Origin of the sequence: Botryobacter ruber (assembly GCF_003347595.2) — a bacterium.
GTDB lineage: Bacteria > Bacteroidota > Bacteroidia > Cytophagales > Hymenobacteraceae > Pontibacter > Pontibacter ruber_A.
In genome coordinates, this window is the sequence record NZ_QCZK02000024.1 from 61420 (window position 1) to 85938 (window position 24519).

At 51.2% G+C, this 24519-nt stretch carries 22 protein-coding genes; 9 read left to right on the top strand and 13 right to left on the bottom strand.

What is annotated here, in order from left to right; translation table 11 throughout:
* Positions 1 to 113: 113 nt before the first annotated feature.
* The 11 genes from ccsA (DCW36_RS05600) to DCW36_RS05650 form a co-directional block, all read right to left on the bottom strand.
* Positions 114 to 2705, bottom strand: coding sequence for a cytochrome c biogenesis protein CcsA (gene ccsA, locus DCW36_RS05600; RefSeq protein ID WP_114777373.1), 2592 nt, complete (start codon positions 2703 to 2705; stop codon positions 114 to 116).
* Between the two features lie 132 nt (positions 2706 to 2837).
* A complete protein-coding gene (locus DCW36_RS05605; RefSeq protein ID WP_114777374.1) occupies positions 2838 to 3254 on the bottom strand; it encodes a cytochrome c maturation protein CcmE domain-containing protein in 417 nt (138 codons plus the stop codon).
* Between the two features lie 375 nt (positions 3255 to 3629).
* Positions 3630 to 3902, bottom strand: a complete 273-nt coding sequence (locus DCW36_RS05610) for a CcmD family protein (protein ID WP_240676067.1) — start codon at positions 3900 to 3902, stop codon at positions 3630 to 3632.
* A complete protein-coding gene (gene ccsA / locus DCW36_RS05615) occupies positions 3889 to 4554 on the bottom strand; it encodes a cytochrome c biogenesis protein CcsA (protein ID WP_114777376.1) in 666 nt (221 codons plus the stop codon). The genes DCW36_RS05610 and ccsA (DCW36_RS05615) overlap by 14 nt, the downstream gene beginning before the upstream one ends.
* A gap of 98 nt (positions 4555 to 4652) precedes the next feature.
* Entirely contained in the window at positions 4653 to 5294 is a 642-nt protein-coding gene (locus tag DCW36_RS05620) for a heme exporter protein CcmB (RefSeq protein WP_114777377.1), read from the bottom strand.
* 269 nt (positions 5295 to 5563) lie between these two features.
* Positions 5564 to 6268 (bottom strand): phosphate signaling complex protein PhoU, encoded by a 705-nt coding sequence (gene phoU / locus DCW36_RS05625; protein ID WP_114777378.1) that lies wholly within the window; start codon positions 6266 to 6268, stop codon positions 5564 to 5566.
* Between the two features lie 59 nt (positions 6269 to 6327).
* A complete protein-coding gene (gene pstB / locus DCW36_RS05630; protein ID WP_114777379.1) occupies positions 6328 to 7092 on the bottom strand; it encodes a phosphate ABC transporter ATP-binding protein PstB in 765 nt (254 codons plus the stop codon).
* A 10-nt stretch (positions 7093 to 7102) separates the two neighbouring features.
* Positions 7103 to 7960 (bottom strand): phosphate ABC transporter permease PstA, encoded by an 858-nt coding sequence (gene pstA / locus DCW36_RS05635; protein WP_114777380.1) that lies wholly within the window; start codon positions 7958 to 7960, stop codon positions 7103 to 7105.
* The gene (pstC, locus tag DCW36_RS05640; protein ID WP_114777381.1) at positions 7953 to 8828 is read right to left on the bottom strand and encodes a phosphate ABC transporter permease subunit PstC; all 876 of its coding nucleotides are present in this window, start codon (positions 8826 to 8828) and stop codon (positions 7953 to 7955) included. Before pstC ends, pstA begins: the two co-directional genes overlap by 8 nt.
* An 81-nt stretch (positions 8829 to 8909) precedes the next feature.
* Positions 8910 to 9908, bottom strand: a complete 999-nt coding sequence (locus DCW36_RS05645) for a PstS family phosphate ABC transporter substrate-binding protein (RefSeq protein WP_114777382.1) — start codon at positions 9906 to 9908, stop codon at positions 8910 to 8912.
* 171 nt (positions 9909 to 10079) lie between these two features.
* A complete protein-coding gene (locus DCW36_RS05650; protein WP_240676068.1) occupies positions 10080 to 11267 on the bottom strand; it encodes a porin in 1188 nt (395 codons plus the stop codon).
* A gap of 544 nt (positions 11268 to 11811) precedes the next feature.
* Here DCW36_RS05650 and DCW36_RS05655 point away from each other — a divergent pair.
* The 3 genes from DCW36_RS05655 to DCW36_RS05665 are packed head-to-tail and all read left to right on the top strand — an operon-like array spanning position 11812 to position 13405.
* Positions 11812 to 12354 (top strand): energy transducer TonB, encoded by a 543-nt coding sequence (locus DCW36_RS05655; RefSeq protein ID WP_164891041.1) that lies wholly within the window; start codon positions 11812 to 11814, stop codon positions 12352 to 12354.
* A 23-nt stretch (positions 12355 to 12377) separates the two neighbouring features.
* Complete coding sequence (locus tag DCW36_RS05660; protein ID WP_114777384.1) at positions 12378 to 12908, top strand: dihydrofolate reductase family protein; 531 nt, start codon at positions 12378 to 12380, stop codon at positions 12906 to 12908.
* Between the two features lie 23 nt (positions 12909 to 12931).
* On the top strand, positions 12932 to 13405 hold the full coding sequence (locus DCW36_RS05665; RefSeq protein ID WP_114777385.1) for a hypothetical protein: 474 nt from the start codon (positions 12932 to 12934) through the stop codon (positions 13403 to 13405).
* A 508-nt stretch (positions 13406 to 13913) separates the two neighbouring features.
* Here the strand turns inward: DCW36_RS05665 and DCW36_RS05670 are convergent.
* Positions 13914 to 15158, bottom strand: coding sequence for a DEAD/DEAH box helicase (locus DCW36_RS05670; protein WP_114777386.1), 1245 nt, complete (start codon positions 15156 to 15158; stop codon positions 13914 to 13916).
* A gap of 392 nt (positions 15159 to 15550) precedes the next feature.
* On the opposite strand from DCW36_RS05670, the gene DCW36_RS05675 reads away from it, so the two are divergent.
* The 6 genes from DCW36_RS05675 to DCW36_RS05700 all read left to right on the top strand — a co-directional run bounded on the left by DCW36_RS05675 (position 15551) and on the right by DCW36_RS05700 (position 24007).
* Entirely contained in the window at positions 15551 to 16930 is a 1380-nt protein-coding gene (locus DCW36_RS05675; RefSeq protein WP_114777387.1) for a cytochrome ubiquinol oxidase subunit I, read from the top strand.
* A gap of 259 nt (positions 16931 to 17189) precedes the next feature.
* Positions 17190 to 18224 carry a cytochrome d ubiquinol oxidase subunit II gene (cydB, locus tag DCW36_RS05680; protein ID WP_114777388.1) on the top strand — a complete coding sequence of 345 codons (1035 nt, stop codon included), beginning with the start codon at positions 17190 to 17192 and terminating at the stop codon, positions 18222 to 18224.
* A 220-nt stretch (positions 18225 to 18444) separates the two neighbouring features.
* Entirely contained in the window at positions 18445 to 18978 is a 534-nt protein-coding gene (locus DCW36_RS05685; protein ID WP_114777389.1) for a dihydrofolate reductase family protein, read from the top strand.
* 461 nt (positions 18979 to 19439) lie between these two features.
* Complete coding sequence (locus DCW36_RS05690; RefSeq protein ID WP_240676069.1) at positions 19440 to 21179, top strand: peptidase domain-containing ABC transporter; 1740 nt, start codon at positions 19440 to 19442, stop codon at positions 21177 to 21179.
* A 6-nt stretch (positions 21180 to 21185) separates the two neighbouring features.
* Positions 21186 to 22559 carry an HlyD family secretion protein gene (locus DCW36_RS05695; RefSeq protein WP_114777391.1) on the top strand — a complete coding sequence of 458 codons (1374 nt, stop codon included), beginning with the start codon at positions 21186 to 21188 and terminating at the stop codon, positions 22557 to 22559.
* 8 nt (positions 22560 to 22567) lie between these two features.
* Positions 22568 to 24007, top strand: coding sequence for a TolC family protein (locus DCW36_RS05700; protein WP_114777392.1), 1440 nt, complete (start codon positions 22568 to 22570; stop codon positions 24005 to 24007).
* Between the two features lie 85 nt (positions 24008 to 24092).
* Here the strand turns inward: DCW36_RS05700 and DCW36_RS05705 are convergent, their stop codons facing one another.
* A complete protein-coding gene (locus DCW36_RS05705) occupies positions 24093 to 24512 on the bottom strand; it encodes a cupin domain-containing protein (protein WP_114777393.1) in 420 nt (139 codons plus the stop codon).
* Positions 24513 to 24519: the final 7 nt, after the last annotated feature.

Genomic DNA, 24519 nt, shown 5'->3' on the forward strand with positions numbered 1-24519 from the left:
AATAGTACTTCCAAGCTGAAAGCTTGAAAGAGGATTAAATATGCTTTCCTGACTTTTATAAACACCAAAGCCCCTGCGGGTGCAGGGGCTTTGGTGTTTATTTGCAGCAGTGCTTACGCTGCCTGCACTTTTCTTCTGGGGATGGATTTGCCTTTCTGATCGCTGCCTTTGCCGCCTTCTTTGTTGCGGCGCACAATGGCCATCACAAAACCAACAGACATGATAATTGTGCCTATCCAGAGGATGTTTACAAACGGCTTTTCAATTGCTTTCAGGATAATCCAGTCCTTTTGCGTGGCGTTAATACCTATTTTGAAGCGGCTCTTCTCGGTGTCGATGTGCATGAACGTGATGCGCAAGCCCAGGTCTTCGATTGTTTCCGGCAAAAGCCCCATCATGCCGTCTTTGATCATGAGCACCGGGTGTGCATGGTAGTTTTTGCGCTCCCCCATTATTTTCATATCCGCCTGCACTGCCACATCGCCAGCTTTCAGCTGCACGCCCGGCACCTGCGATATGCGCTCAATGCCATTGAATACAGCTACGTAGTCGTTCAGAATAATCGTGTCGCCGGCGGCAACTTCATACTCCTTCAGCTCGCCCCATTCTTTTTCTTCAGGCGCGATAGACGATACGTGCGTGTACAGGTCCTTGGTAAAGAAATGCTCTATATCCGGGGAAGCAAGCAAGCCCATGTTCGGGTTGGTCTGCGCCCGCGGATACAGCACAAAGCTATCATCCAGACTTTCGTACGACACTTCGTAGTAGATATTTTCCGGCGAGTGCAGCTCCAGTGTATCGCCTGTTTCGTGATATACCTTGTCACCTGCTTTAATAGCACCGCGCGCGATGGCTTTATACGGATCGTCGGTCGGGAAAAGAAGCTCCTGGTTCACATAACCGGGCACTCCTTTTACTTCCTGGAAGCGGCCGTGGTAGCTTACCTGATACTTGCCCATTTCTACAGGCGTATTACGCCAGAGCAGCACGTTGTCGCGGTTAATCTCGTCGGGGAATTCGCGGGAGTACAGCAGGCCCGAGTTGTTCTGCGAAATGATATTGGAATAGCCCGAAGAGAACAGGATACCCAGCAGCATCAGCGCTACCCCGATGTGTGCAACGGCCCCACCCGACAAGCTTACTTTTTTCTGCAGCAGTCCGAATATAATGCTCAGGTTAGCCAGCACAGCAAAAAGCGCAGCTATAAACAAGGTAATGTATACCGGGTTGTCCAGCTTAAAGCTGAACACATCAAACTTATTCGACAGGATGATCACCAAACTGGTAATCAGGAGCGTCAGCATCAACGGTACCGTAATGGCATCTTTAAAGCTGGTCTTATTTGCCTTCTTCCACCACAGCAACTGCCCCACGCCCGAAAGAATGGCGATGGCGATACCAGCCCACAACTGGAACTTGGTATAATGCGCAATCTGATCGGCAGGCAGGGCTGCGTTCGACTCGATCCCGATAAAGCCCAGGAAGGAGTTATAAACCGGGATAGACGTAGTAGCCAGCACCTGGAAACCAGCCAGGCAAAGTACGGCGGCGCCAATAAACACCCAGAATTCGGCACTGTAGGTAGTCAGTTCTTTTTCGGTAGACGGTATTTGTTTCCAGCGGTACACCAGCAGCGCAATGGCCAGCACCGTGAAGGCCGCCAGGTAGGTAAACAGCTGCCCGGATAAACCCAAATCAGTGAAAGAGTGCACGGAGGCATTTCCTAAGATACCGCTACGGGTCAGGAACGTCGCGTACAGGATGAGCAGGAAAGAAGCAATAACCAGGATGAAAGAGGCGGAAAGTCCCTGCTTGCTGCGCTTGTAGGCGATCATGGTGTGGATGGCCCCCACCAGCACCAGCCACGGGATATACACGGCATTCTCCACCGGGTCCCAATTCCAGTAGCCCCCGAAGTTCAGCGTTTCGTAAGCCCAGTAAGCTCCCATCATAATCCCGATGCCCAGTACTACAGCAGCGAAGTGCGACCAGGGCAGCGCAGGCTTCACCCACTCGGTAAACTTGCCTTTCCAGAGGCCCGCAATGGCAAACGCAAACGGTACGAGCGTAGCAGCAAAGCCCAGGAACAGGGTTGGCGGGTGAATCACCATCCAGTAGTTCTGGAGCAGCGGGTTCAGGCCGGTGCCGTCTTTGGGAACAAAGTTAGGATCCATTTTAAATACCGGCGCATCCGTCATGGCATCCCGCATGAGAATGAACGGCGAAGAGCCCAGTTTGAAGTCTCCGATTACCACGCCCAGGATCATCGACGTCAGGAAGATCTGCACGAACGAGAAAGTAGCCATCACGGGCGCTTCCCAGGTTTTATTTTTCTTTCCGAACTTAATAAGGGCAATTCCCAGGGCCACATGCCAGAAAACCCAGAGCAGGAAAGATCCTTCCTGGCCTTCCCAGAAGCAGGAAATCATATAGTACACCGGCAAATGGTTAGAGGAGTGGCTCCAGGCGTAATGGTACTCGTAGCGGTGTTCGTAAATAATATTGAAGAGAAAGAAGATAATGGCTACTACGGCAGCACCATGCACATAAAAAGCGGCACGCGCCATCGTGCGCCAACTGGTATCGGCAGAAGCTTCCACCGCAGGCCGCGAAGCCATAAAATAAGCATAAGAGGCTACAATGGCTGCCACAAAAGCAATGATCACACTCACATGGCCAAGGTCCCCGATCAGCGTATTTATCATGGTAATTAGTTAAGAGTTAAAAGTTATGAGAGTTTGGGAGTTAGAGAGTTTAGGAGTTAGAGAGTTTAGGAGTTAAAGAGTGTTGAATATTCTAAATAACTCTTAAACTCTCTAACTCCCAAACTCCTAAACTCAAAGGCTTGCCGTCACTTCTTTTTCCACATATTTAGACGGGCACTTGAGGAGGATTTTATCGGCTACGAACACGTTGTTCTGGATGTTCCCGGTAATAACCACCTGCTCCGAGCGCTCAAAATCCTGCGGTTTTGGCTGGTAATATACCACGCGCTGCTCATAGCGGTTGGTGTCTACGAGCGTGAAGGTAAAGTAATTCGGATCTACCAGCGGGTCGTACTGCATGCCCACAATGTGGCCCTGCGGATCTTTTTTCAGGCGGCCTACCACGTGCACTTTGGTGTCGTCGCCGTCCTGGGCGCGCTCAATGGCCTCGCCAAAGGAAACATAGGTACTGGCATCTCCGGCCGTCGACATGATAATGCCAATCGCCAGCGCAATTACAATTATCCCGATGATGTGTGATTTTTTCATCTATATAAATTCAGTGTAGATACTCTTTCCCGATAGCCTAACACCAGGAAGCTCATTTTAAATCCATGGCGATGGGCTATTTTTTAAAGTTATTCGGTGATTGTTGTCAGTTTTTGAGTCTGGAAGTAAAAAAACCATTTCTGCTCCTGCCACCATTGCCTCTGCTGCTTTGTCTGAATCACGGATTAAACAGATTCAAGGATGACACGGATTTAAGATTGTTTGTGGTTCGTGCAGGAGACGCGGGCACCGCGGCTCTACAGCCATCCCCCCAACCTCTCCACCTCTCTGTTACAGGGTTGAAAATCTTCAACCCCTACAAAAATTCCGAAATTTCTACCTCTCTACCTCTCTAACTCCTAAACTCTCTAACTCCTAAACTCCCAAACTTTTAACTTCTTTCTCCAGCCGGCTTACTTTGCGATCCAGGGAGATGAGGTAGACCAGTACGCCTCCCAACACGGTCAGCAGCACGGTTACCACCACGTATATTTTGCCGTCCTGGCGCAGGGTGTCGGCCATTTCTACTTCCGGTTCTGCTATAATGGTGGTGCCACCGTTTTGCTCCGGTTGTGCCTGAACATTGTTCAGACCCATAGTAGCACCAAGCAACAGGCACCAGAGCACCAGTATTCTAAACATTTTCATATATGCGTTGTCTCAGTATTTCAAATCTTGATTTCACATTCACTATCCAGATGCCCAGCAGGGTCCAGCCGAGCACGGCCGGGTAGAACACCAGGCGCAGGCGGTTGTCGAGGTCGTAGGCATTAAAGCCGGGGTTGCCGCCGCTACCGGGGTGCAGCGAGTCGGTGAGGCGCGGCAGGATAAACAGCAACGGAATAAGAGCGGCAAAGGCAAAGATGTTGTACACGGCACTGATGCGGGCGCGCTGCTGCTGCTCGGCAAAAGAACTGCGCAGCACCAGGTAAGCAAAGTAAATAAGCAGGCCAATGGCTGCTCCGTTCTGTTTCGGATCGTTGCTCCAGTACTCGCCCCACGTAAATTTCGCCCACTCCATGCCCGTGATAATGCCCAGCACACCAAACAGGATGCCTACTTTGGCAGCTTCATAAGCAAAAATATCGTTTTTGATGGTGGGGTTACGAAGGTAACGGATAGAATACACCACCGACACCAGCAGGATAAGGATCATCCCGAACCACATGGGCACATGGAAATACAGGTTACGGATAGTCTCGTTCAGGATAGCCAGGCGGGGCACATCAGACAACATGCCGGCCACTACTGTAAATACCAGCAGCAGCACCGTTAAAATTTTCCACCAGTTGTTTTTCATTTTACTATTCTTCTGGCTTTGTCAGCCGTTGTTATTATAAATCAGCAGCGCTTTCAATTTTTTCTTTCAGTTTTACCATTACACAAAGAACACCTGCCTTAGCTGCGCCAAAGGTACGGGAATAAGATGTAAGAAACCGTTACCACGATCATGTTTATAGCGAGCAGGGTAAGCAGTTCGTCGAGACTGGCGCTCCGGTCCAGCCCATCAAGCGCGTTTTTAGACATCTTGATGAGCATGAGCAGCATCGGCACGATAACCGGAAAGCTGAGCACGGCCATCAGGGTGCTGCTGTTGGCGGCCTTCGAGGCAATACCCGAAATCATGGTAAGGGAGGTGGAGAAGCCGATAGCACCCAGGAGCAGCGACAGTAAAAACATGGGCACATCCTGCACCGGGTTGCCCAGCACAAAGCCGTAAAACACAAAGCAGATGAGCGCCAGCACCAGCATCAGGCAGGCATTGTACAGGATTTTGGCCAGTATCACGCCCTGCGGACTCACAATGGAATAAAAGTAGAGCAGCCGCCCCCGGTTCTCCTGCATAAAGCTTTTGGCAATGGCATTTACGGAGGTAAACAGCAGAATAATCCAGAGTACCGCATTCCAGACCGGCACGGTAAGCACATTGGAGCGCAGCCCAAAACTCAGGTAACACACAAATACCGTACTACTCACATACAGCAGCATACCGTTAAAGGCATACTTCTGCCGCAACTCCAGCACAAAATCCTTCCGCATTAAGTGTAAAACCTCTTTAAACAGCACGGTTTTAAATTTTTTTGCAAAGTTACAACACAAAATGCTGGTTTCGAAAATTAATGTGCTAATTGGTTCATGTGCTGATGTGCAAATGGGTGGAGGAACTTTTCTGCACCTGCCACCACAGCCACTGCTGCTTCCGTAAGCTGCGGGCACAAAAAAAGCACGAGCTTAAACCCATGCTTCTCCTTTTGCCGGCCGCTATTGCAACTCAACAATTCATCCATTGAAAAATCAGCTCATCACCATCACGCCTCCGGAGGCTGGTTCTCATCATCCTTCTTCTTTTTCTTTTTCTTTTCTTTGTGCTTAATCACCTTGGCATCGCGGTAGAAGATGATTTCTTCGGCTATGTTGGTAATCTGGTCGCCTACACGCTCAAGCTTTTTAATGATGGGGAGCAGCGTCAGGCCGTCTTTCACACTATCGGGATTGTCGCGGATGAAGGTGACAATAATGCTGTCGGATTGGCGGTAGATGCTGTTGAGCATTTTATCGCGTTTGATCAGGGCCTTTGCCAGGTCGGTATCGTTGTTGCTAAACGCTACGCGGCATTCAGCCAGCATGACCAGCGCTTCCTCGTACATCTCCTGCACCCGCGTCTGGGCAACCAGGTCTGCAGGAAGTTGCTTATCCATTCGTTGCACAAACTGGGCAATGCCTTCTGCGGTGTCGCCGATACGCTCGAGGTTGGCATTTATTTTCAGGATGGCCAGCAGCACGCGCAGGTCTACGGCAACAGGAGTGAATAGCGCAAAAATATTTTCGCACATGCGGTCTATCTTCACGTCGTAGTTGTTCACCTTTCGCCCCAGCTTTATTATCTTCTTAGCCAGTTCCAGGTCAACGTTGTTCATGGCCTCGCGTCCGCTCTGGAGCTGGTACTCTACCAGGTCCCACATCTCCATCAGCTTGGTTTTAACTTTGGTTAGTTCTATATCTATATGCGACATGCTGCAATTTTATTGGGTGAGAATTTATAAGTATACGAAATTTCACATAGTATTATTACTTACCCGAAACGGCCCGTAATGTAATTTTGTGTACGCGTATCTTTCGGACTGGTAAACATGGCCTTGGTTTTGGAAAATTCTACCAGCTCCCCAATATAAAAGAATGCGGTGTAGTCGCTCACACGCCCGGCCTGCTGCATGTTGTGCGTTACAATCACAATCGTATAATCTTTCTTCAGTTCATAGATCAGTTCCTCAATCTTGGCTGTGGAAATAGGATCCAGGGCAGAAGCAGGTTCATCCATGAGCAACACGGAGGGCGAAATGGCCAGCGCCCGGGCAATACACAACCGTTGCTGCTGCCCCCCCGACAGGGCCAGGGCTGATTTGTTCAGTTTATCTTTCACCTCGTCCCAGAGCGCCGCCTGCCGCAACGACTTTTCTGCAGCTTCCTGCAGCACGGCTTTGTTTTTAACGCCTTGTATCTTTAGCCCGTACACCACATTTTCGAAAATACTTTTCGGGAAAGGATTTGGTTTCTGAAACACCATACCTACTTCTTTCCGGAGTTCATCTACCCGTATGTTTTTGTCATATATGTCTCTGCCGTCGAGCAGCACATCGCCCTCTACCCGGAAGCCTTCCACGTAGTCGTTCATCCGGTTAAGGGTGCGCAGGAAGGTAGACTTGCCACAGCCGGAAGGTCCGATAAAGGCCGTGACATGTTTCTCTTCCATGGCGAGACTGATATTTTTAAGGGCATGAAAATCGCCATAATAGGCATTGAGCTCTCTTGCCTCTAGCTTAGGTTCTTTTTTGCTCATGAGTATGTGCTTACCACTTAACTTTCTTCTGCTGTCTGTTGCGCAAGTATACGGCAATTCCGTTCAGCAAAAATGTAATCAATAATAAAACAATAATGGCGGCGGCGGCATTGGTTAAAAAAGCTGCCTGTGGCCTGGAGGTCCAGTTAAAGATCTGGATAGGCAACACGGTAAATTCGTCCAGCGGGCTCGAAGGCGTGAAGGGTACATAGGCCAGCGCCCCGATCACGATCAGGGGAGCGGCTTCGCCCACCGCCCGCGACAAGGCCAGGATCACCCCGGTCAGGATGCCGCCGAAAGAAGCCGGAAGTACCTGGTTCCAGATGGTTTGCCACTTCGAGGCTCCCAGTGCAAAAGAAGCCTCCCGGATGCTGCGGGGCACTGCTTTAATGGCCTCGCGCGTGGTTACGATTACGATGGGCAGGATGAGCAGCGACAGCGTGAGGGCGCCGGCCAGCAAACTGGGACCAAGCTTCATCTGCCGCACGAAAATCTCCAGCCCCAGCAACCCGTAAATAATGGAGGGCACACCGGCCAGGTTGGCAATGTTTATCTCCAGGAAGTTAGCCAGCTTTGTTTTGCGGGCATATTCTTCCAGGTACACCCCCGCTGCCACACCTAAAGGGAAAGCAATAATGGTCGTGAGCACGAGTATCCAGAGGGTTCCGGCCCAGGCGGTCAGGATACCGGCACGACTGGCCCTGCGGGAAGGAAGGCTAACCAGAAAGTCCCAGTCTATCCGGCCCAGCCCGTCAATCAGGATGCCAATCAGGAAAATTGCCAGTACTACCAGGCCTATAAAGGTGCAGAAAATGCCGAACACCTGAAAGGCTTTGTCTTTGTATCTGTTGAGGTCGGAGTTAGTCATATTTTTCCTGGTATTTCTTCTTAATCCAGAAGCTGAGGTTGTTGAGGGCGAAGGTGAACACAAATAAGGTGATACCTGCTGCAAAAATGGTTTTGTACTCCAGCGAGCCATGCGGCACGTCGCCCAAACTCACCTGCACAATGTAAGTGGTAATGGTTTCGATGGGCACGAGCGGGTTCATGGTAAGGCGCGGCTGCTGACCGGCGGCAATGGCCACAATCATCGTCTCCCCCACAGCCCGCGAAATAGCCAGGATCACCGACACCACAATACCCGACGAAGCGGCAGGCACCATGACACCGAAAGCAGTCTGCAAACGGGTAGACCCCATGCCGTAGGCCGCTTCCCGCAACGAGCGCGGCACAGCACTGATGGCATCTTCGCTGAGCGAGGAAATCATGGGAATAATCATGATACCCATGACGATACCGGCAGAAAGGGCGTTAAAACCGGCCATGTTCGGAAAGAAGTTCTGCAGGAAAGGCGTTACCACCGTCAGCGCAAAAAAGCCATACACTACCGTAGGAATGGTTGCCAGTATCTCGAGCATCGGCTTAACGATCTGGCGCATCCGGGCATGGGAGTACTCGTTGAGGTAAATGGCAATAGTTAATCCTATGGGCAAGGCAACCGCAATGGCGATAATGGTGGTGAGCAACGTACCGGCCACCAGGGGCAGTATGCCAAATTTCTTATCTGCAAATAGCGGAGTCCACTCTTTTTCGGTGAGGAACTCGATGATGGAAACTTCGCTGAAAAAGGAGACAGATTCTGATAACAGAACCCAGATGATACCCAGGGTAACCAGGATGGTGATGATGGCCGATAACCACAACAAGCCCTCGACAATTTTTTCTGTTACTCTCAAGATGCTGCTCTTTATTATGTAAATACAGGTATGGCTACGCAAAGGGAGCCATACCTGTATTTAGTTAAAACCAAGTATATGTTACTGCGCTTGCTTGTTGCCCGTTGCAAACTGCTCAAACTTCTGCTTCTGCTCTTCATAAAGCTCGGCAGGCATCGGAATGTAACCTACTTCCTGGCTTAATTCGCCGGCATTGTCCAGGTAAAAGTTTACAAACTCTACCACTTCCGGTCTTTCGGCAGCCTTGGAGTTTACATAAATAAACAACGGACGGGAGAGCGGAGCATACGAGCCATCTTTTACCGTTTCCAGCGAGGGCAGAATAGCGCCACTGCCATTGCTTTCGTCTTCGTCGTTTACAGGTACTGCTTTCAGTTTGCCTTTGTTCTCTTCGTAATAGGCATACCCAAAGAAGCCAAGGGCGAGCGGGTCGGTCGATACGCCCTGCACCAGCACGTTGTCGTCTTCGCTGGCGGTGTAGTCGCCGCGGCTGGCGTGGCTTTTTCCTACAATCGCTTCGGTAAAGTAATCGTACGTACCAGACTCTACACCGGCGCCATACAGGTGAATTTCCTTGTCAGGCCATTCCGGACGTATCTGGTTCCATTTCTTGATGGTACCTTGTGCCTCCGGCTCCCATATCTTCTTCAGCTCGGCTACGGTAATGTCTTTTACCCAGTCGTTTTCAGGGTGCACCACCACTGTCAGGCCGTCGTAGGCCACAGGAAGCTCGATAAAGGAAATACCATTTTCCTGGGCCAGTTTAGATTCGGCTTCATTTATGGTGCGGGATGCATCCACGATATCAATCTCGCCGCGGGTAAATTTCTTCATGCCGCCACCTGTACCCGACACGCCCACTGTTACTTTCACGTCTGGCGCTTCCGCCCTGAATTCTTCGGCTACCGCCTCTGTGATAGGATAAACCGTAGAGGAACCATCGATCTGGATGCTGCCGGAAAGGTCGCTTTCTGCTCCTTCTGTTTCGGAACCGCCACCGCCACAAGCGCTGATCAGGAGGGCGCCGCTTAGCAATATAGCTGCATTGAGCTTTGAATAGGTAAGCCTGATAGTAAACATCTGGTTAGTTGTTTGTGATTGATACTGATTTAGTTGAGAATGTTCCTGTTGTAATAAAGTGTCTACAGCCGATATACTGTTTTTTCTATACAGGAGTTATCTTTTTTATCCGGAGTGCTTTTTTAAGAGAACCGTATCTTTCAGATTTGCAAATTGTTCCGTCAGCTGCCGTTACAGCGCTACCTCCATCTGCAGCCTGAACATATAGCTGTCGGCTCTGTTTTGCTCCCTGATAAGCGTGGCATCGCCCTGTACTTTCAGGCTATGGCCAACAATGTATTTCGAAAGCCCAAACGTGTACTGCTTCTCATTGTTTATGCCGGTTACGTTTGTTGGATCGAAGGTAGTGTAACGTCCTGCTACTTCCCAGTTACTCTGCAGCAGGTATCCTGCCTGCACGTTAAAAGCTTCGCCGGTTACGAATGTCTCGTCTACAGAATTACCGTCGTAGCTTACCACCGGGCTTGCATCGGCTGCTTTACGGTCGGCATACTCTGCCATAGCCGAAAAGCCTTCGTATTTGAACATGGCGTCCACAAACCAGGTGCGCAGGTCGCGCTGGCCGCTCAGGAAGCTTCCTAACTGTCCGCGTGAACGTGTGGCATTGTCGTTAAAGTCGTAAGAAGCTGCCAGCGACAGTTTTGGTGTTTCTTCGCGTGCCAGGTCGCCGCCTACATAATCGCCTTCACTTTCAAAGTTACCAAAAGGCAACACTTCTACACGGGCAGTATACCCATAACCACCTTCGTTTACAGAAGTCACATCGCGCCCTTCGCCCATCGACACAGCACCAATTTCGCGCAACACGACACCGCCTATCTGGTGCTCGTTGTGTAACTGCAGACCTATGTCACGATCCAAGTTAAATTCTGAATTAAGCAGGCTTCGGTCTACGAGCTGAAGTTTTTGAGAAGAAACAACCCGCTCACGATTTCCGGGAAGTTTTGTCTGTCCGGCCCAAAGTGCCAGGGTGGGCGTCATCTGCCATTTGGCTACCGCATCGAGGATGATGTTATCCGCATTATTGAACTGATCCAGGTTATCACTACCGATGTCACGGTTACTCAGGCCAAGTTCTATCTTATATTCTATTTTTGGAGAATACACAAAGCCATCGAATTTAAGACGGGCCCTGCGAATCATCATGCGATCGTTCCAATCGTCGGAACCTTCACTTTTTATAGTCTGGTAGAGCGTCTGGAAACGTGTGCTGAATTTTAAGCTAAAAGAGGAATCTGCAGCGATAAATTGCAACCCTTTTCCAAATCTTGATTTGTTTACACTTTGCGCCTGCGCATAATGAGCACAAAACAATGTCAGGAGCAGCAAAAAGGCCGCCTTTGTGAGTTTTAAGTTCACGATAATATAAAGGTTTAGGTGAGAAATAATCCTTCTTTGTCTCAGTAACACAGCTCACAGAAAAATTTTCAGTTAGTCAGACTGAAGTTTAATCTGTGACTCAAGTGCTTCACATTTGCAGCCTGAAACCACTATGCTACTGAATCACGCTGCAAAACTATTAAGACCGTATTACCTCTCTGTTATTCCAATGTTATCAAAATGTTAAGAAAGTAGAGTTCGTACAGGAGGACAGGCTGTGGTGGCTGCAGCAGAAGTCTTTTACAGCTTCTACCACTACCGGCTGCAGAAAGGAAGCGACGGTAGCACTGGTGGAGCTTAATTTTTTTGCGCAGACACTTTATTAATTTGAATTTCTGCTAAAAATTATCATACTTTATCAAAAAAACATTTGCAAAGAACCCTTATAGCACTACCCATGAAATTTCTGCTTACACTTCTGTTAATGCTGTTTGCCTGCACATTTGCACCGGCTCAGGAAGCGCCGCCTAAAATCAAGAAAGTGGCTACAACCAATCACTTTTGTACTGAGAAATACACAGTTTTGCGCGATGATTACTCGGTGAAGCACGGGCCGTACGAAATGGTTGGCAAGCCGGCCTGGCGGGTAGCCGGCCAGTATGCGGCAAGCAAACCTGTGGGGGTTTGGTCTTATTACCGGGCTAATGGGCAGTTGGATATGCAGTTTGACTTTGAAGAAAATAAGTACCTGAAAGTATCGAAAGGATCTTCGTTCTGCAAAAAGCTGAAAGTATTAACCGAAAATGGATTTGCAGAGGCCCCTGTTGATCAGCAGCCGTTTTATATAACCGGAGATGCCGGTGTATTCGGCATTGTGGCTATAAATATTAAGTACCCCCGGGATGCCATCAACGCAGGCATATCAGGAGTTGTAAATATAAGTGCTGAAATTACAGAAACGGGGGCAATTGTTAACGAAAAGGTAGAAAAAGGACTTTATCACAGCATGGATCAGGAAGCCTTAAGAGTAGTAACATTAATCCCGGATGAGTGGGTGCCTGCCAGAATAGATGGGAAACCGGTCAGAACCAAGATTATGATACCCATTAAGTTTACTATAAAGTAACCCACTTTTAACTTCCCTGAATTATGCGCAAAATCGTGCTCTACATCGCTGCCAGCCTCGACGGCTACATTGCCCGCCCCGATGGCAACATCGACTGGCTGCACGATGAAGCGTATACCATTCCTGGCGAAGATTTTGGTTACAGCAGCTTCCTCCAAACAGTCGACACCACCCTGATGGGCCACACCACTTACCAGACCGTACTTGGCCTTGACATGCCCTTCCCCTACCCCGACAAAAAGAACTACGTCTTCAGCAGGAACAAGAGCCACCAGGACACGGAGTTCGCAGCGTATGTAAAAGAAGATGCGGTAGAATTTCTCCGGAAGCTGAAGGAGGGTCCGGGGCAGGATATCTGGCTGATTGGCGGCGGGCAACTGAACACGCTGGTACTGAATACGGGCCTGCTCGATGAGATTATCCTCACTTATATCCCGGTTCTTTTGGGCAAAGGCATCCCGCTGTTTGCACATGGCGTGCAGGAGGCAAAAATGAACAGAACCACCACCAAAGCGTTTGATAACGGCTTTACGCAGCTTACCTTTGCTACCTGAACAGTTACTGTAGTATTAAACATTTGAACAGCCGCATCAAAAATCAACTCCTCGCTCTTAGCCTGTACCAGATCATCGGCGGGCTATTGGGCATCGCGCTTACGGTTTGGGTGCTTTTTAGCGGCGAAGTGATAATCGACCAGTCTGCCCTGCGGATTTCACTTTTTGCTACCGCGCTTTTTGTTTTCTCTATTATTTGCGGCAGCCTGCTGCTACGCAACCCGCTGCGGGGCCTGCGGCTTTCGCTCCTCAACCAGGTGCTGCAGGTTATCTACTTCAGCTTCGGGGCCTACAGCTTCCAGTACGTAGCGGGCCTGCGCATCGGTCTCGGCTTCGACCTGACCGGCTCCTGGACCTTTAAGTTCCGCCTCGCCCTCTCCTCCTTCCGCTTCGACTTCGGCACCGCCACCGGCGAGAAGTTCCTGGGCATTAACCTGCTGGCGCTGTTTCTGATTTTTTGGGTGGAGCAGTTGCTGGAGAGGGTAAGGAAAGTCTGACGTGCCAAATCAAACTAAGCCCATTCAGAGATGCTCCTTCTCTAGCTGCTTCCTCCTGACAATTTTATTCAGGAAGTAGTTACATAAGGGGCAGATGGTAAGGGTAAGTAACAAGTATAGTATAAATATGTTTGGATAGCGATGTGATGATGTAAAAAGACCAATAACGGACGCATAAGGCAATAATACGCCCATTACTAACATCAATGCATAAAAGACAACAAACTTGATAAGTATAGAGCCTGAATTCAGCTTCGTATTAACATAAAGCAGACTGTAAGGAATTAACACAAATACTAAATAGGACCAGGTAAATGCAAAGAGGGTATAGCCCCATCCCAGATACCAATAAGAGCCAAAGGAAGTCACTTGACTAGGTGGTGTTAACTTCGCAATTAAAGCCCAGAACAAGCCTGTACATATTGGAACAATTACTAACGTAATAGCAAGTAAACGGACAATTGCATATGCCAACATAACACCTTCTGGTTAGCCTTACAGAAAATTTTTACCGCTTCTTCTTCCCTTTTTTCTTTTTAGCAGCAGCCTCCCCTTCCTCTGCTTCCTTCATAAGGGCGCGCCAGTCGTATTTGGCGTCGGCGGAGAAGTCGATGGTGGCTTCGTAGTCTTCTTTGTCTACTTCCAGTACTTTGATGTCTTTGGTGAGGTATTGCTGTATCTCGTCGAGGATGGGTTTTTCTTCGGGGCTGCAGAAGCTGACGGCGATGCCTTTCTGGGTGCCTCTGCCGGTACGGCCAACGCGGTGCACGTAGTTTTCGGGCTGGTCGGGCAGGTCGTAGTTCACCACGTACTCCACGCCGGGAATGTCGATGCCGCGGGCACTCACATCCGTTGCCACCAGCAGCTTTACGGCGCCGCTTTTGAAGCGCTTCATCACGTCTGTCCGGTCGCGTTGCTCTTTGCCGCCGTGGATGCTGGCGGCCTCAATGCCTACGCGTTCCATGGCTTTTACCACCCGCTCGGCCCGCACCTGCGTGCGCACAAAAGCCAGTATCTTTTTATCGGGGTTCTCCTTTACCACCCGCTCCAGGAAGAAGCGCTTGTCGTCCATGTCCACGTACATCACGGAATGGTCTACGTTTTTGGCTACCGGGTCTTTGGGCGACACCTGGATGCGCACCGGTTTGTTCACGAGCGAGTAAGCCAGTTCCTTGATGGTTTCGTTGATGGTGGCCGAGAAGAACAGTGTCTGGCGCTTGCGGGGCAGGTGGCGGATCAGCTGGCGGATGTCGTGGATAAAGCCCAGGTCGAGCATATGGTCCGCTTCATCGAGTATCAGCACCTCTACCCTATCCAGCTGGATATAGCCCTGGCTTACGAGGTCGAACAGGCGACCGGGCGTAGCCACCAGGATGTCGATGCCTGCTTCCAGTTTGGCTATCTGCGGCCCCTGCTCCACCCCGCCGAACACGCAGAAGGTCTTGACGCGGGTGTGGCGGCCAATCTGTTCGAACACCTCCGTCAGTTGCAGGGCCAGCTCGCGCGTCGGCGCCATCACGATGCACTTTATGCCGTTGGAGCGTTTGGAGCTCTTGCGCACATGCAGCATGTCGATCACCGGAATGGCAAAGGCTGCTGTTTTGCCGGTACCTGTCTGGGCGATGGCCAGCACATCCTCCCCCTTCAGAATGGGCGCAATGGCTTTGTACTGGATATCCGTCGGCTTCTTAAAACCCAGTTTTTCCAGGCTCTTTTTTATTTCGGGCGAGATGCGGTAGTCTTCGAACTTCATGTGTGGCTATGGTAACAGGTGCAGTGCGCTTTTTAGGTGTATGTACGGCAAAAGCAGTTTGCAAAGGTAAGGCTTCTTTTTTTCAGAATCACGGATTCAACGGATTTAAGGATTTTACGGATTTTGCTGCCCGTACTATGCCTGATAATTAATAAGGTTTATATCATCCAAAAAAATCTGTGCCATCTGTGTAATCCAACAAATCCGTGATTCTGACAAAATAAGTAACGGTCAAATAAAGCGCCGGGATCAAAAGGAATTCCCGCTTTTGTTAGTTAATTTTAGCTTCTCAAAACAGCGTTGACAGTAAGTGGCTCTGGTTGTATTTTAGTCGTGGCTGAACCGGAACCGCCTGCTGCCGGCAATCCTTTTTCACCCTAAAACAACCTGCCATGGATGTTGAAATTCTCTCCCGCATTCAGTTTGCCTTTACCATTGCATTCCATTACATCTACCCGCCGCTGAGCATTGGCCTGGGGCTGGTGCTGGTTATTATGGAAGGCACTTACCTGCGCACCGGCAACAAGCTCTACGAAGACCTGACCCGCTTCTTTATTAAAATATTTGCTCTCATTTTTGGCATCGGCGTAGCCACGGGCATTGTGATGGAGTTTGAGTTCGGCACCAACTGGGCCACCTACTCCCGCTACGTAGGCGACGTGTTTGGAAGTGCGCTGGCGGCAGAGGGTATTTTTGCTTTTGCCCTCGAATCGGGGTTCCTTGGTATTCTGCTCTTTGGCTGGAACAAGGTCAGCCCCCGCGTCCACTTCTTCTCTACCGTGATGGTGTTCCTGGGCTCGATGTTCTCGGCTATCTGGATTGTGGTGGCCAACTCGTGGCAGCAGACGCCGGCGGGCTATCACATTGTAGGAGAGGGAATGGAGGCTCGTGCAGAGATTACCGATTTCTGGGCGATGGTGTTTAACCCGTCGTCGGTGGAGCGGATACTGCATGTGTGGGTAGGGGCTTTTATTGCCGGGGCTTTCCTGGTGCTCAGCATCAGTGCCTATTACCTGCTCCGCCACAAGCACGTCGAGTTTGCCAAGGCCGCCTTTAAAATTGCGCTGGTGGTTACCACGGCCAGTTCCGTGCTGCAGCTCTTCCTGGGGCACCTGTCGGCGGAGGTGGTGGCCGAGCACCAGCCCGCTAAACTGGCCGCCATGGAAGGCCACTTCGAAGCTTCCGCTCCTGCCGATATGTATTTGTTCGGCTACATCGACAAGGAAAAACAACGCACCGTTGGCCTCGCCATCCCCGGCGGCCTCAGCTTTTTAACGCACCAGGATTTCGAGACGCCCATTACCGGACTCAATGCCTTTAAACCCGAAGACCGGCCCGGTTCGCTCAACATCGTGTTCCAGACTTACCACCTCATGATTGCCATCGGCATGTTTTTGATTGCCCTCACCCTCTTTGCCTGCTACCTCTGGTGGAAAGGCAAACTTTTCCAGCAGCGCTGGCTGCTGCACCTGTTTATGTGGGGCGTGATTCTGCCGCAGCTGGCCAACCAGGCCGGCTGGTTTGCCGCCGAAACAGGCCGGCAGCCGTGGGTGGTGTACGGACACCTGCGAACTTCGGACGCGCTCTCGAAGGCGGTAACGGCGGAGCAGGTACTGTCTTCGCTGATTATGTTCGCCTTTATTTACACGCTGCTGTTCGCGCTGTTCATTTACCTGCTCAACAAAAAAATTCAGCACGGCCCTTACGACAAGCACGACTTCGAGCATAACCCGTTGCAGGAATCCATGGCCGCTCAACTTGGAAGCAAATAGTTACAGACATAAATAAAAAGTGCATCAGCTGGGAAAGTCTCCTTTTGAAGGGCAGGGCCGTTTCATTTTAATATTCTGTGTCATTTCGAACGCAGTGAGAAATCTGGGACAGACACAAATGCTTGAAATAACCCAGATTTCTCACTGCGTTCGAAATGACATTTACTTTTATTTTTCTTTTTGAAAAGCAGAAAGCTAGAATGAAACGCCCCCTTCAAAATGGGACAAGAAATAGCAGGCGCAACATAAAATAACAGTTATGGAAACTTTTCTGAACATCGACTATCCGACCTGGTGGTTTTTAGTAATGGGCGGCGTTTTTACCGGCTACGCTATCCTCGACGGCTTTGACCTGGGGGCCGGGGCACTGCACCTGTTCTTCCGGAAAGAGCAGAGCCGCCGCATCGCCCTCAACGCCATCGGCCCGGTGTGGGACGGCAACGAGGTGTGGCTCGTGATTGGAGCAGGGGTGCTGTTTGCCGGCTTCCCGAAAGTGTATGCCTCGGTCTTTTCGGCTTTTTACCTCCCGTTCATGCTCTTCCTGATGATGATTATCCTGCGGGCGATTTCGATTGAGTTCCGGAGCAAGGAGCCCATGGCCTGGTGGCGCCGCATGTGGGATGTATCCTACTCCCTCTCCAGCGCCACCCTCGGCTTCCTGCTGGGCCTCATCCTGGGCAACCTGCTGCAGGGCATCCCGATTGACAAAGAAGGTAACTTTACCGGGCACTGGCTGTACTTCCTCAACCCCTACGCCATTATGGTTGGCATTACCACGCTGGCGCTTTTCATGATGCACGGGGCTATTTACCTGGTAATGAAGACGGAGGACCGGCTGTATGCCAAGCTCACCATCCTGGTGCGGAATACCACCATCTTCTTCTCGCTCTGCGTCATCCTGCTCACCATGTACACGCTCATCTACATTCCGCAACTCACCAACACCATCCGCGAAAACCAGTGGCTGTTCCTGATTCCGGCACTCATGGTACTGGCCGTTGCCAATATTACCCGCCAGATTACGAAGCGCAGGTACATTTATGCCTTTGTGTCGTCGGGGGTAACGCTGGCGCTGCTGCTGATACTGGTGGCCGTGGAGCTGTACCCGAGCATCGTGGTGTCCACCCTCGACCCGGCCTACACCCTTACCGTTTACAACTCAGCTGCCTCCACCAAATCGCTGGGCATTATGCTGACCTTTGCCGCCATCGGTGTTCCGCTTGTTGCCATCTACACCACCTTCGTGTTCTGGACTTTTAAAGGCAAGGTGAAGCTGGACGAGGCGAGTTATTGATATTCTGAGGAGCAGTGGCTGTGGTGGCAGGTGCAGTGCACAATTCCAAGCCTTCTGCCGGCACAACTCACCTGGATTTTTAGTATATTCGGTCAGGTTACTCCGTTTATGTTCCTGTAGTGGGAGGATAGCGGGTGTAATGTTGTTTGATAGTACCGTTAGCGGTTAAGCTAAAAGACAACTCTACAACACGATACAGACAGATAAGAAATAAACAGCAATGCGAAAATTATCCCTTTTTATAGCGACAAGCTTAGACGGCTACATCGCAAAACCAAATGACGACCTTAGTTTTTTGAGTTTAGTGGACAAGGAAGGGGAAGATTACGGTTACACAGAATTTACCGCAAATATTGACACCATAATTCTTGGAAGAAAAACCTATGATTATGTAATGAGAGAAATTGGGGCTTCCCATTACGACAACGGACAAAGAGACGTGTATGTAATTACAAGGACTGAAAGACCGAGAACAGGTAGAACAATATTTTACACAGGAGAACTGAGTGAGTTAGTTCAACGACTAAAATCAGAAAGCGGTAAAAACATTTATTGTGACGGAGGAGCAGAAATTATAAATGAACTTCTGCAGCACGATTTAATAGATGAGTTCATAATTTCCGTTATTCCTATTTTGGTTGGTAACGGGACAAGACTTTTCAAAGACGGCAGACCTGAACAAAAGCTTGAATTTGTAAGTGCAAAATCTTTTGAAACAGGATTAGCTCAATTACATTACAAGCGAAATAAATAAAGTGGGAAGTAAGTCAAATTAAAGACAAGTAAAAGCCCGAACCGCTAATCATATAGACGGCCCCGCCAGCGCTAACTGACGGGGTGCGCCTCACACCATCCCAATAGCATTCGTGACGGTTCGTTAAATCATCAGTATAAACAAGTGGCTGCTTTGCTGCACCTGCCACCATACCCACTGCTGCTCCTGTTAGCTGATGAAACTCAGTCAATAAAGCTAATTTCCTTACCTACACCGTTCCTGCACGTAGCCCTATAAATAACCAGCACAGTTACGCGGCAAAAGTCGCCCAAACACAACCTTGATAGTTAATGAAACTTTTACGATAGTAATACTATTACAAGTAAAAGTTTCGTTAGCTTTGCAGCGGTTTAAACAGGCTTACGTAAGCCAAACAGTTGAGCTGCTTAGCTGTTATGGAAAAAGAATGACAAAAAATATAAAGAAGAATACCAGGTAAAATGGCTGACAAAACGACAAAATCGCGTGCAACTCCCATGCAGCGTTTCCTGAGCCTGCTGAGCACCGAGAAACGGGAGATCATCTACCTCTACACCTACGCCGTGGCGGCGGGCCTTATCAGTCTGGCGCTGCCGCTGGGTATCCAGAGTATTATCGGCTTTGTATCGAGCGGGCAGATTTCGGTTTCGGTGGTGGTACTTATCGGGCTTATCATTCTGGCGCTGCTCATTGTGGGCGGTCTGCAGGTCATGCAGCTGTGGCTGGTAGAGTACCTGCAGCAGCGCATTTTTGCCCGGACGGCCTTCGACTTTGTGTACCGCATCCCGCGCTTCCAGGCCGAAGCCCTGAACAAGTACTACCCCCCCGAGCTGATGAACCGCTTTTTTGATGTGGTGTCGCTGCAAAAGGGCTTAGCCAAAATCCTGCTTGATTTTTCTACCGCTGTAATCCAGATCCTGTTCGGGCTGATCCTGCTTTCGCTTTACCACCCCTACTTTATTTTCCTGGGGATCATCCTGGTGGTGGTGCTGGTGTTCATTATCTGGGCAACCGGCAAAAAAGGCGTGGACACGAGCATCATGGAATCGAAGTACAAGTACAAACTGGTGGCCTGGCTCGAGGAGCTGGCCCGCTCCATGAGTTCCTTTAAACTGGTAGGCCATACCAACCTGCCCACAGCCCGCACCGATGGCTACGTGAGCAACTACCTGAAAGTACGGAAAGAACATTTCAGCGTGCTCATGACGCAGTACCTGAGCTTTGTCGGCTTCAAAACCGTTATCACGGGCGGTTTGCTGGTGCTGGGCTGTATCCTGGTAGTGCAGCGGGAAATCAACATCGGGCAGTTCGTAGCTTCCGAAATCGTTATCATCCTCATCATGACGGCGGTCGAAAAAATTATCGTTAAGCTGGATACCGTGTACGACGTGCTCACCAGCCTCGACAAGCTGGGGCATGTAACAGACTTACCGATCGAAGAAGTGAAAGGCATTAAACTCGCAGAACTACAACTGGACGCGGGCTTGGGCATACAGGTACAACGCCTGAACTACACCTACCCGGGCGCAGCGAAAGAAACCCTGAAAAACATCACATTCGACATCAAGCCCTCCCAGCGCGTTTGCCTCGCGGGCTACAACAGCTCCGGCAAGAGCACGCTCATCAGTTTGCTGCTGGGCCTGTACCCGTCTTACGAAGGCAGCATTGTGTACAGCGGCGTATCGCTCCGCGACCTGCACATTGGCAACCTGCGCAGCCTCATTGGCGATAACATGTCCAAAGAACAGGTTTTTGACGGAACGCTGCTCGAAAACATAACGCTGGGCCGCGACCTGCCGCTAAAGGATGTACTCTGGGCGACAGACCTGGCGGGCCTCAGCGATTTTGTGCACGAGCTCCCGGAAGGGCTGCAATCGTACCTGGTGGGCGGAAGCCTGCGCATTCCCGGCAGTGTGGCCCGAAAAATCGTGATGGCACGCAGCCTGGTGGGCCGCCCGAAGCTGCTCATCATCGACGACTTCTGGATTGGCATGAGCAAAAAAGAAAAAATGACCCTCCTGCGCACCCTCGCCAGCCCGCAGTTTAGCTGGACCATGATTATCGTATCGAACGACCTGGATGTGATGGGGCTTTGCGACCAGACACTGCTGCTGCAGGATGGACAGTTGGTAGCTTCCGGCACCTATGAACAGGTAAGCCGGCACGCCTTAATGAAAGAAATAACAGAAGTGACCGTTTAAGCAGCCATGGCAAAGATAGTAAAAGATACAAAAGAGGCTGATTTAATGCAGCTGGAGTCGATGAAGCAGGTGCAGACGCCCCGCCAGGGCCGCATCCTCACCTACTGGATTGCGGGTATCTTCCTGGTGCTGTTGCTCTGCCTCTTTTTACCCTGGACCCAGAACATCAGCTCGCAGGGAATACTCACAGCGCTCACGCCACAGGACAGGCCACAGACCGTGGAAGCCATTATTCCCGGCCGCATCGAGGCCTGGCATATCATGGAAGGCACGCTGGTAAACAAAGGCGACACCATTGCCACCTTATCCGAAATAAAGGAAAAGTACATGGACCCTAACCTGCTCAGCAACCTCAACGAGCAGCTGGAAGCGAAGCAGGGTTCTGCCGAAGCCACCGAAGCCAAGGCAAAAGCCATGCAGGAGCAGATACAGGCCTTGCGCGAAGGCCTGGTGTTCAGCCTGCAGAAGGCCCGGAACAAAGTAGCGCAAACCCGCCTGAAGCTGCAGAGCGACAGCATGGATGTGGTGGCGCAGCGCACCGAACTGGCCATTGCCGAAGCACAGTTTGCCCGCCAGGAAAACCTTTACCAGCAGGGCCTGAAGTCGCTGACGGAGCTGGAGCAGCGCCGCCTGAAACTGCAGGAAGCGCAGGCTAAGCTGCTCTCGCTGCAAAACAAATACGATGCTACGCGCGCCGAACTGCAGAATGCCCGCACCGAACTAAACTCCCTGCAGGCAGAGTATGCCGACAAAATAGCTAAGGCCGAGGCGGAACTGAACGCCACCCGCTCTTACGTGCTGGGCACGCAGGCCGAGGTGGCAAAGCTGCAGAGCGAATACAACAGCACCCAAATCCGCAGCCAGTACTATTATGTAGTGGCGCCGCAGGCCGGTTACCTGGTACGTACGCTCAAAGCCGGTATCGGCGAAACCGTGAAAGAAGGCGAAGCGCTGGCCACCATTATGCCGCACAACCCGCAGCTGGCTGCCGAACTCTACATCGATGCCCTGGACCTGCCGCTGCTAAAGCCCGGCGACGATATGCGCCTGCAGTTCGAAGGCTGGCCTGCCCTGGTGTTCTCCGGCTGGCCCGGCGCCAGCTTCGGTACGTTCGGAGGCGAGGTGGCGGTAATAGACAACACGGGCACCAACGGCAAGTACCGTGTGCTGGTAGTGCAGGACCCCAGGCAGGAGGAATGGCCGGATGCCCTGCGCGTAGGCTCCGGTGTGGAAGGCTGGGCCATGCTGAACACGGTGCCTGTCTGGTACGAAATCTGGCGCCAGCTCAACAACTTCCCGGCAGATTATACCGGCGACACAAAAGCCGGCGCAAAAGAAAGTAAGGAAAAGAAAGAAACGGCCTCCACCTACTCCGAATAACCTGAAGCATGATACGAAACCACAGAATCCGTAAGTTGCTGCTGGCGCTGGTACTGTTCCTCTCCTGCCTGTCTAAAGGGCAGGCACAGACGCAGGACACGGCGCAGGTGCTCACCTTGCAGGATTTTCACCGGCTCATCCTGCAGTACCACCCGGTTGCCTCACAGGCTGCCCTGCTTACCGAACAGGCGCGCCAGGAACTGCGCATGGCCCGCGGCGCCCTCGACCCCGTTATCAGCTCCAAACTCTACCGCAAAGAGTACAACGGCAAAGAGTACTATCACCTCTGGACCAATACCCTGGAAATTCCCACCTGGTTCGGCCCGGTACTAAAGGCAGGCTACGACCAGACACGCGGGCAGTACCTGAACCCGGAAAACAACACACCAGCGGCAGGCTTAAGCTTTGCCGGCATCTCGGTGCCGCTGGCCCAGGGTCTGTTCATCGACGAGCGGCGGGCCATTATCCGGCAGGCCAACCTGATGCAGGACATTGCCGAAGCAGAGCGCGTCAAGCTCATTAACAAGCTGTTGCTGCAGGCTACCAAAGATTACTGGGACTGGCTGCTGTACTTCCGGGAGGTAACGCTTTATGAAGAGGCCGTGGACCTGGCCGCTTTCAGGTTACAGGGCGTACGCATACGGGTGCAGGAAGGCGACTTGCCTGCCATCGATACCGTGGAGGCGCTCATGGCGGTGCAGGACCGGCAGGTAATGCTGCAGCAGGCCCAACTGGCCTACAACAATGCCCGGCTGATGGTGGCCACCCACCTGTGGGGTGAAAACCAGGTCCCGCTGGAGCTACAGGCACGCACCATACCGGCACTAACCGGCAGCGAGCTTACCGCACTACCCCAGGACTCGGTGCAGCAGCTCCTGGCCATTGCTAAAGCCAACCACCCCGACCTGCGCAAACTCAGCCTGAAGGGGCAGCAACTGGAGGTAGAGCAGCGTTTTGCGGCCAACAAGCTCCTTCCCAAACTCAACGCGGAATACAATGTACTGCAAAGCGATTTTTACCTGCAACCCGACGCCTTCGAGCGCCCGTACATGGGCGCCAACTACAAACTGGGCCTGAGCTTCAGCCTGCCCCTGTTCCTGCGCGAAGAGCGTGGCAAGCTGCAGCTCACCAAAGCCAAACAGCAGGCCAACAGCCTGGAACTGGTACAGACGACCCGCGAGATCGAGAATAACCTGCTGGCTGCTTTTAATGAGTGGCAGGCGCTGGAAGAACAAATCAGGCTGCAGGAGCGGATGGTGGAGAATGCCAACACCCTGCGCAACGGCGAAGTTATCCGCTTCCAGAATGGCGAAAGTTCGCTGTTCCTGGTAAACTCCCGCGAGGTGAAGCTGATGGAGTCGCAACTGAAGCTTTTTGCCCTGAAGGCCAAATACGCCAAAGCCAAAACCATGCTCTACTGGTCTGCAGGTGAAATCCGGGTGAACTGAAATGGCTTATACAGCAACAGCTGAGGCTCTGGTGGCAGCAGCTGAAGGCTTTCAGAAGAAACAAAAACTAAAAAAAAGACGGTTGCTACTGCATCTGGGAGGTATCGACCGTGTTGGTATTCGTAGGCAGCCACACTTCATCAAAAGTGGCTACAATGTTGTTGGCGCCGCCAAAAAATCCCAGTACTCTGGCTGTGTCCTGTCCCAGGTTCTTGAGGTTGTGCGGCACCATCCGGGGCACGACCGCTAACTGGCCTTTCGCCAACCTGCCGCTTTCGTCTCCTACGGTTGCTTCTACTTCTCCTTCTAACACCAGCAGCGTTTCCTCGGCACTATCGGTGTGCCGCCCCAACTCGTTACCGGGGGCAAGCTCAATGTAAACTGCTGCTGAAGCGGAGGTGCCATGTACCGCTAACAAAGGAAATGCGGCTTTGCATTTTTGTCCGGGTTTTGATTTAGCGGTAAACTCGGTTAACGCGATGGTATTTAAATCTGCCGTTATCATACGTAAA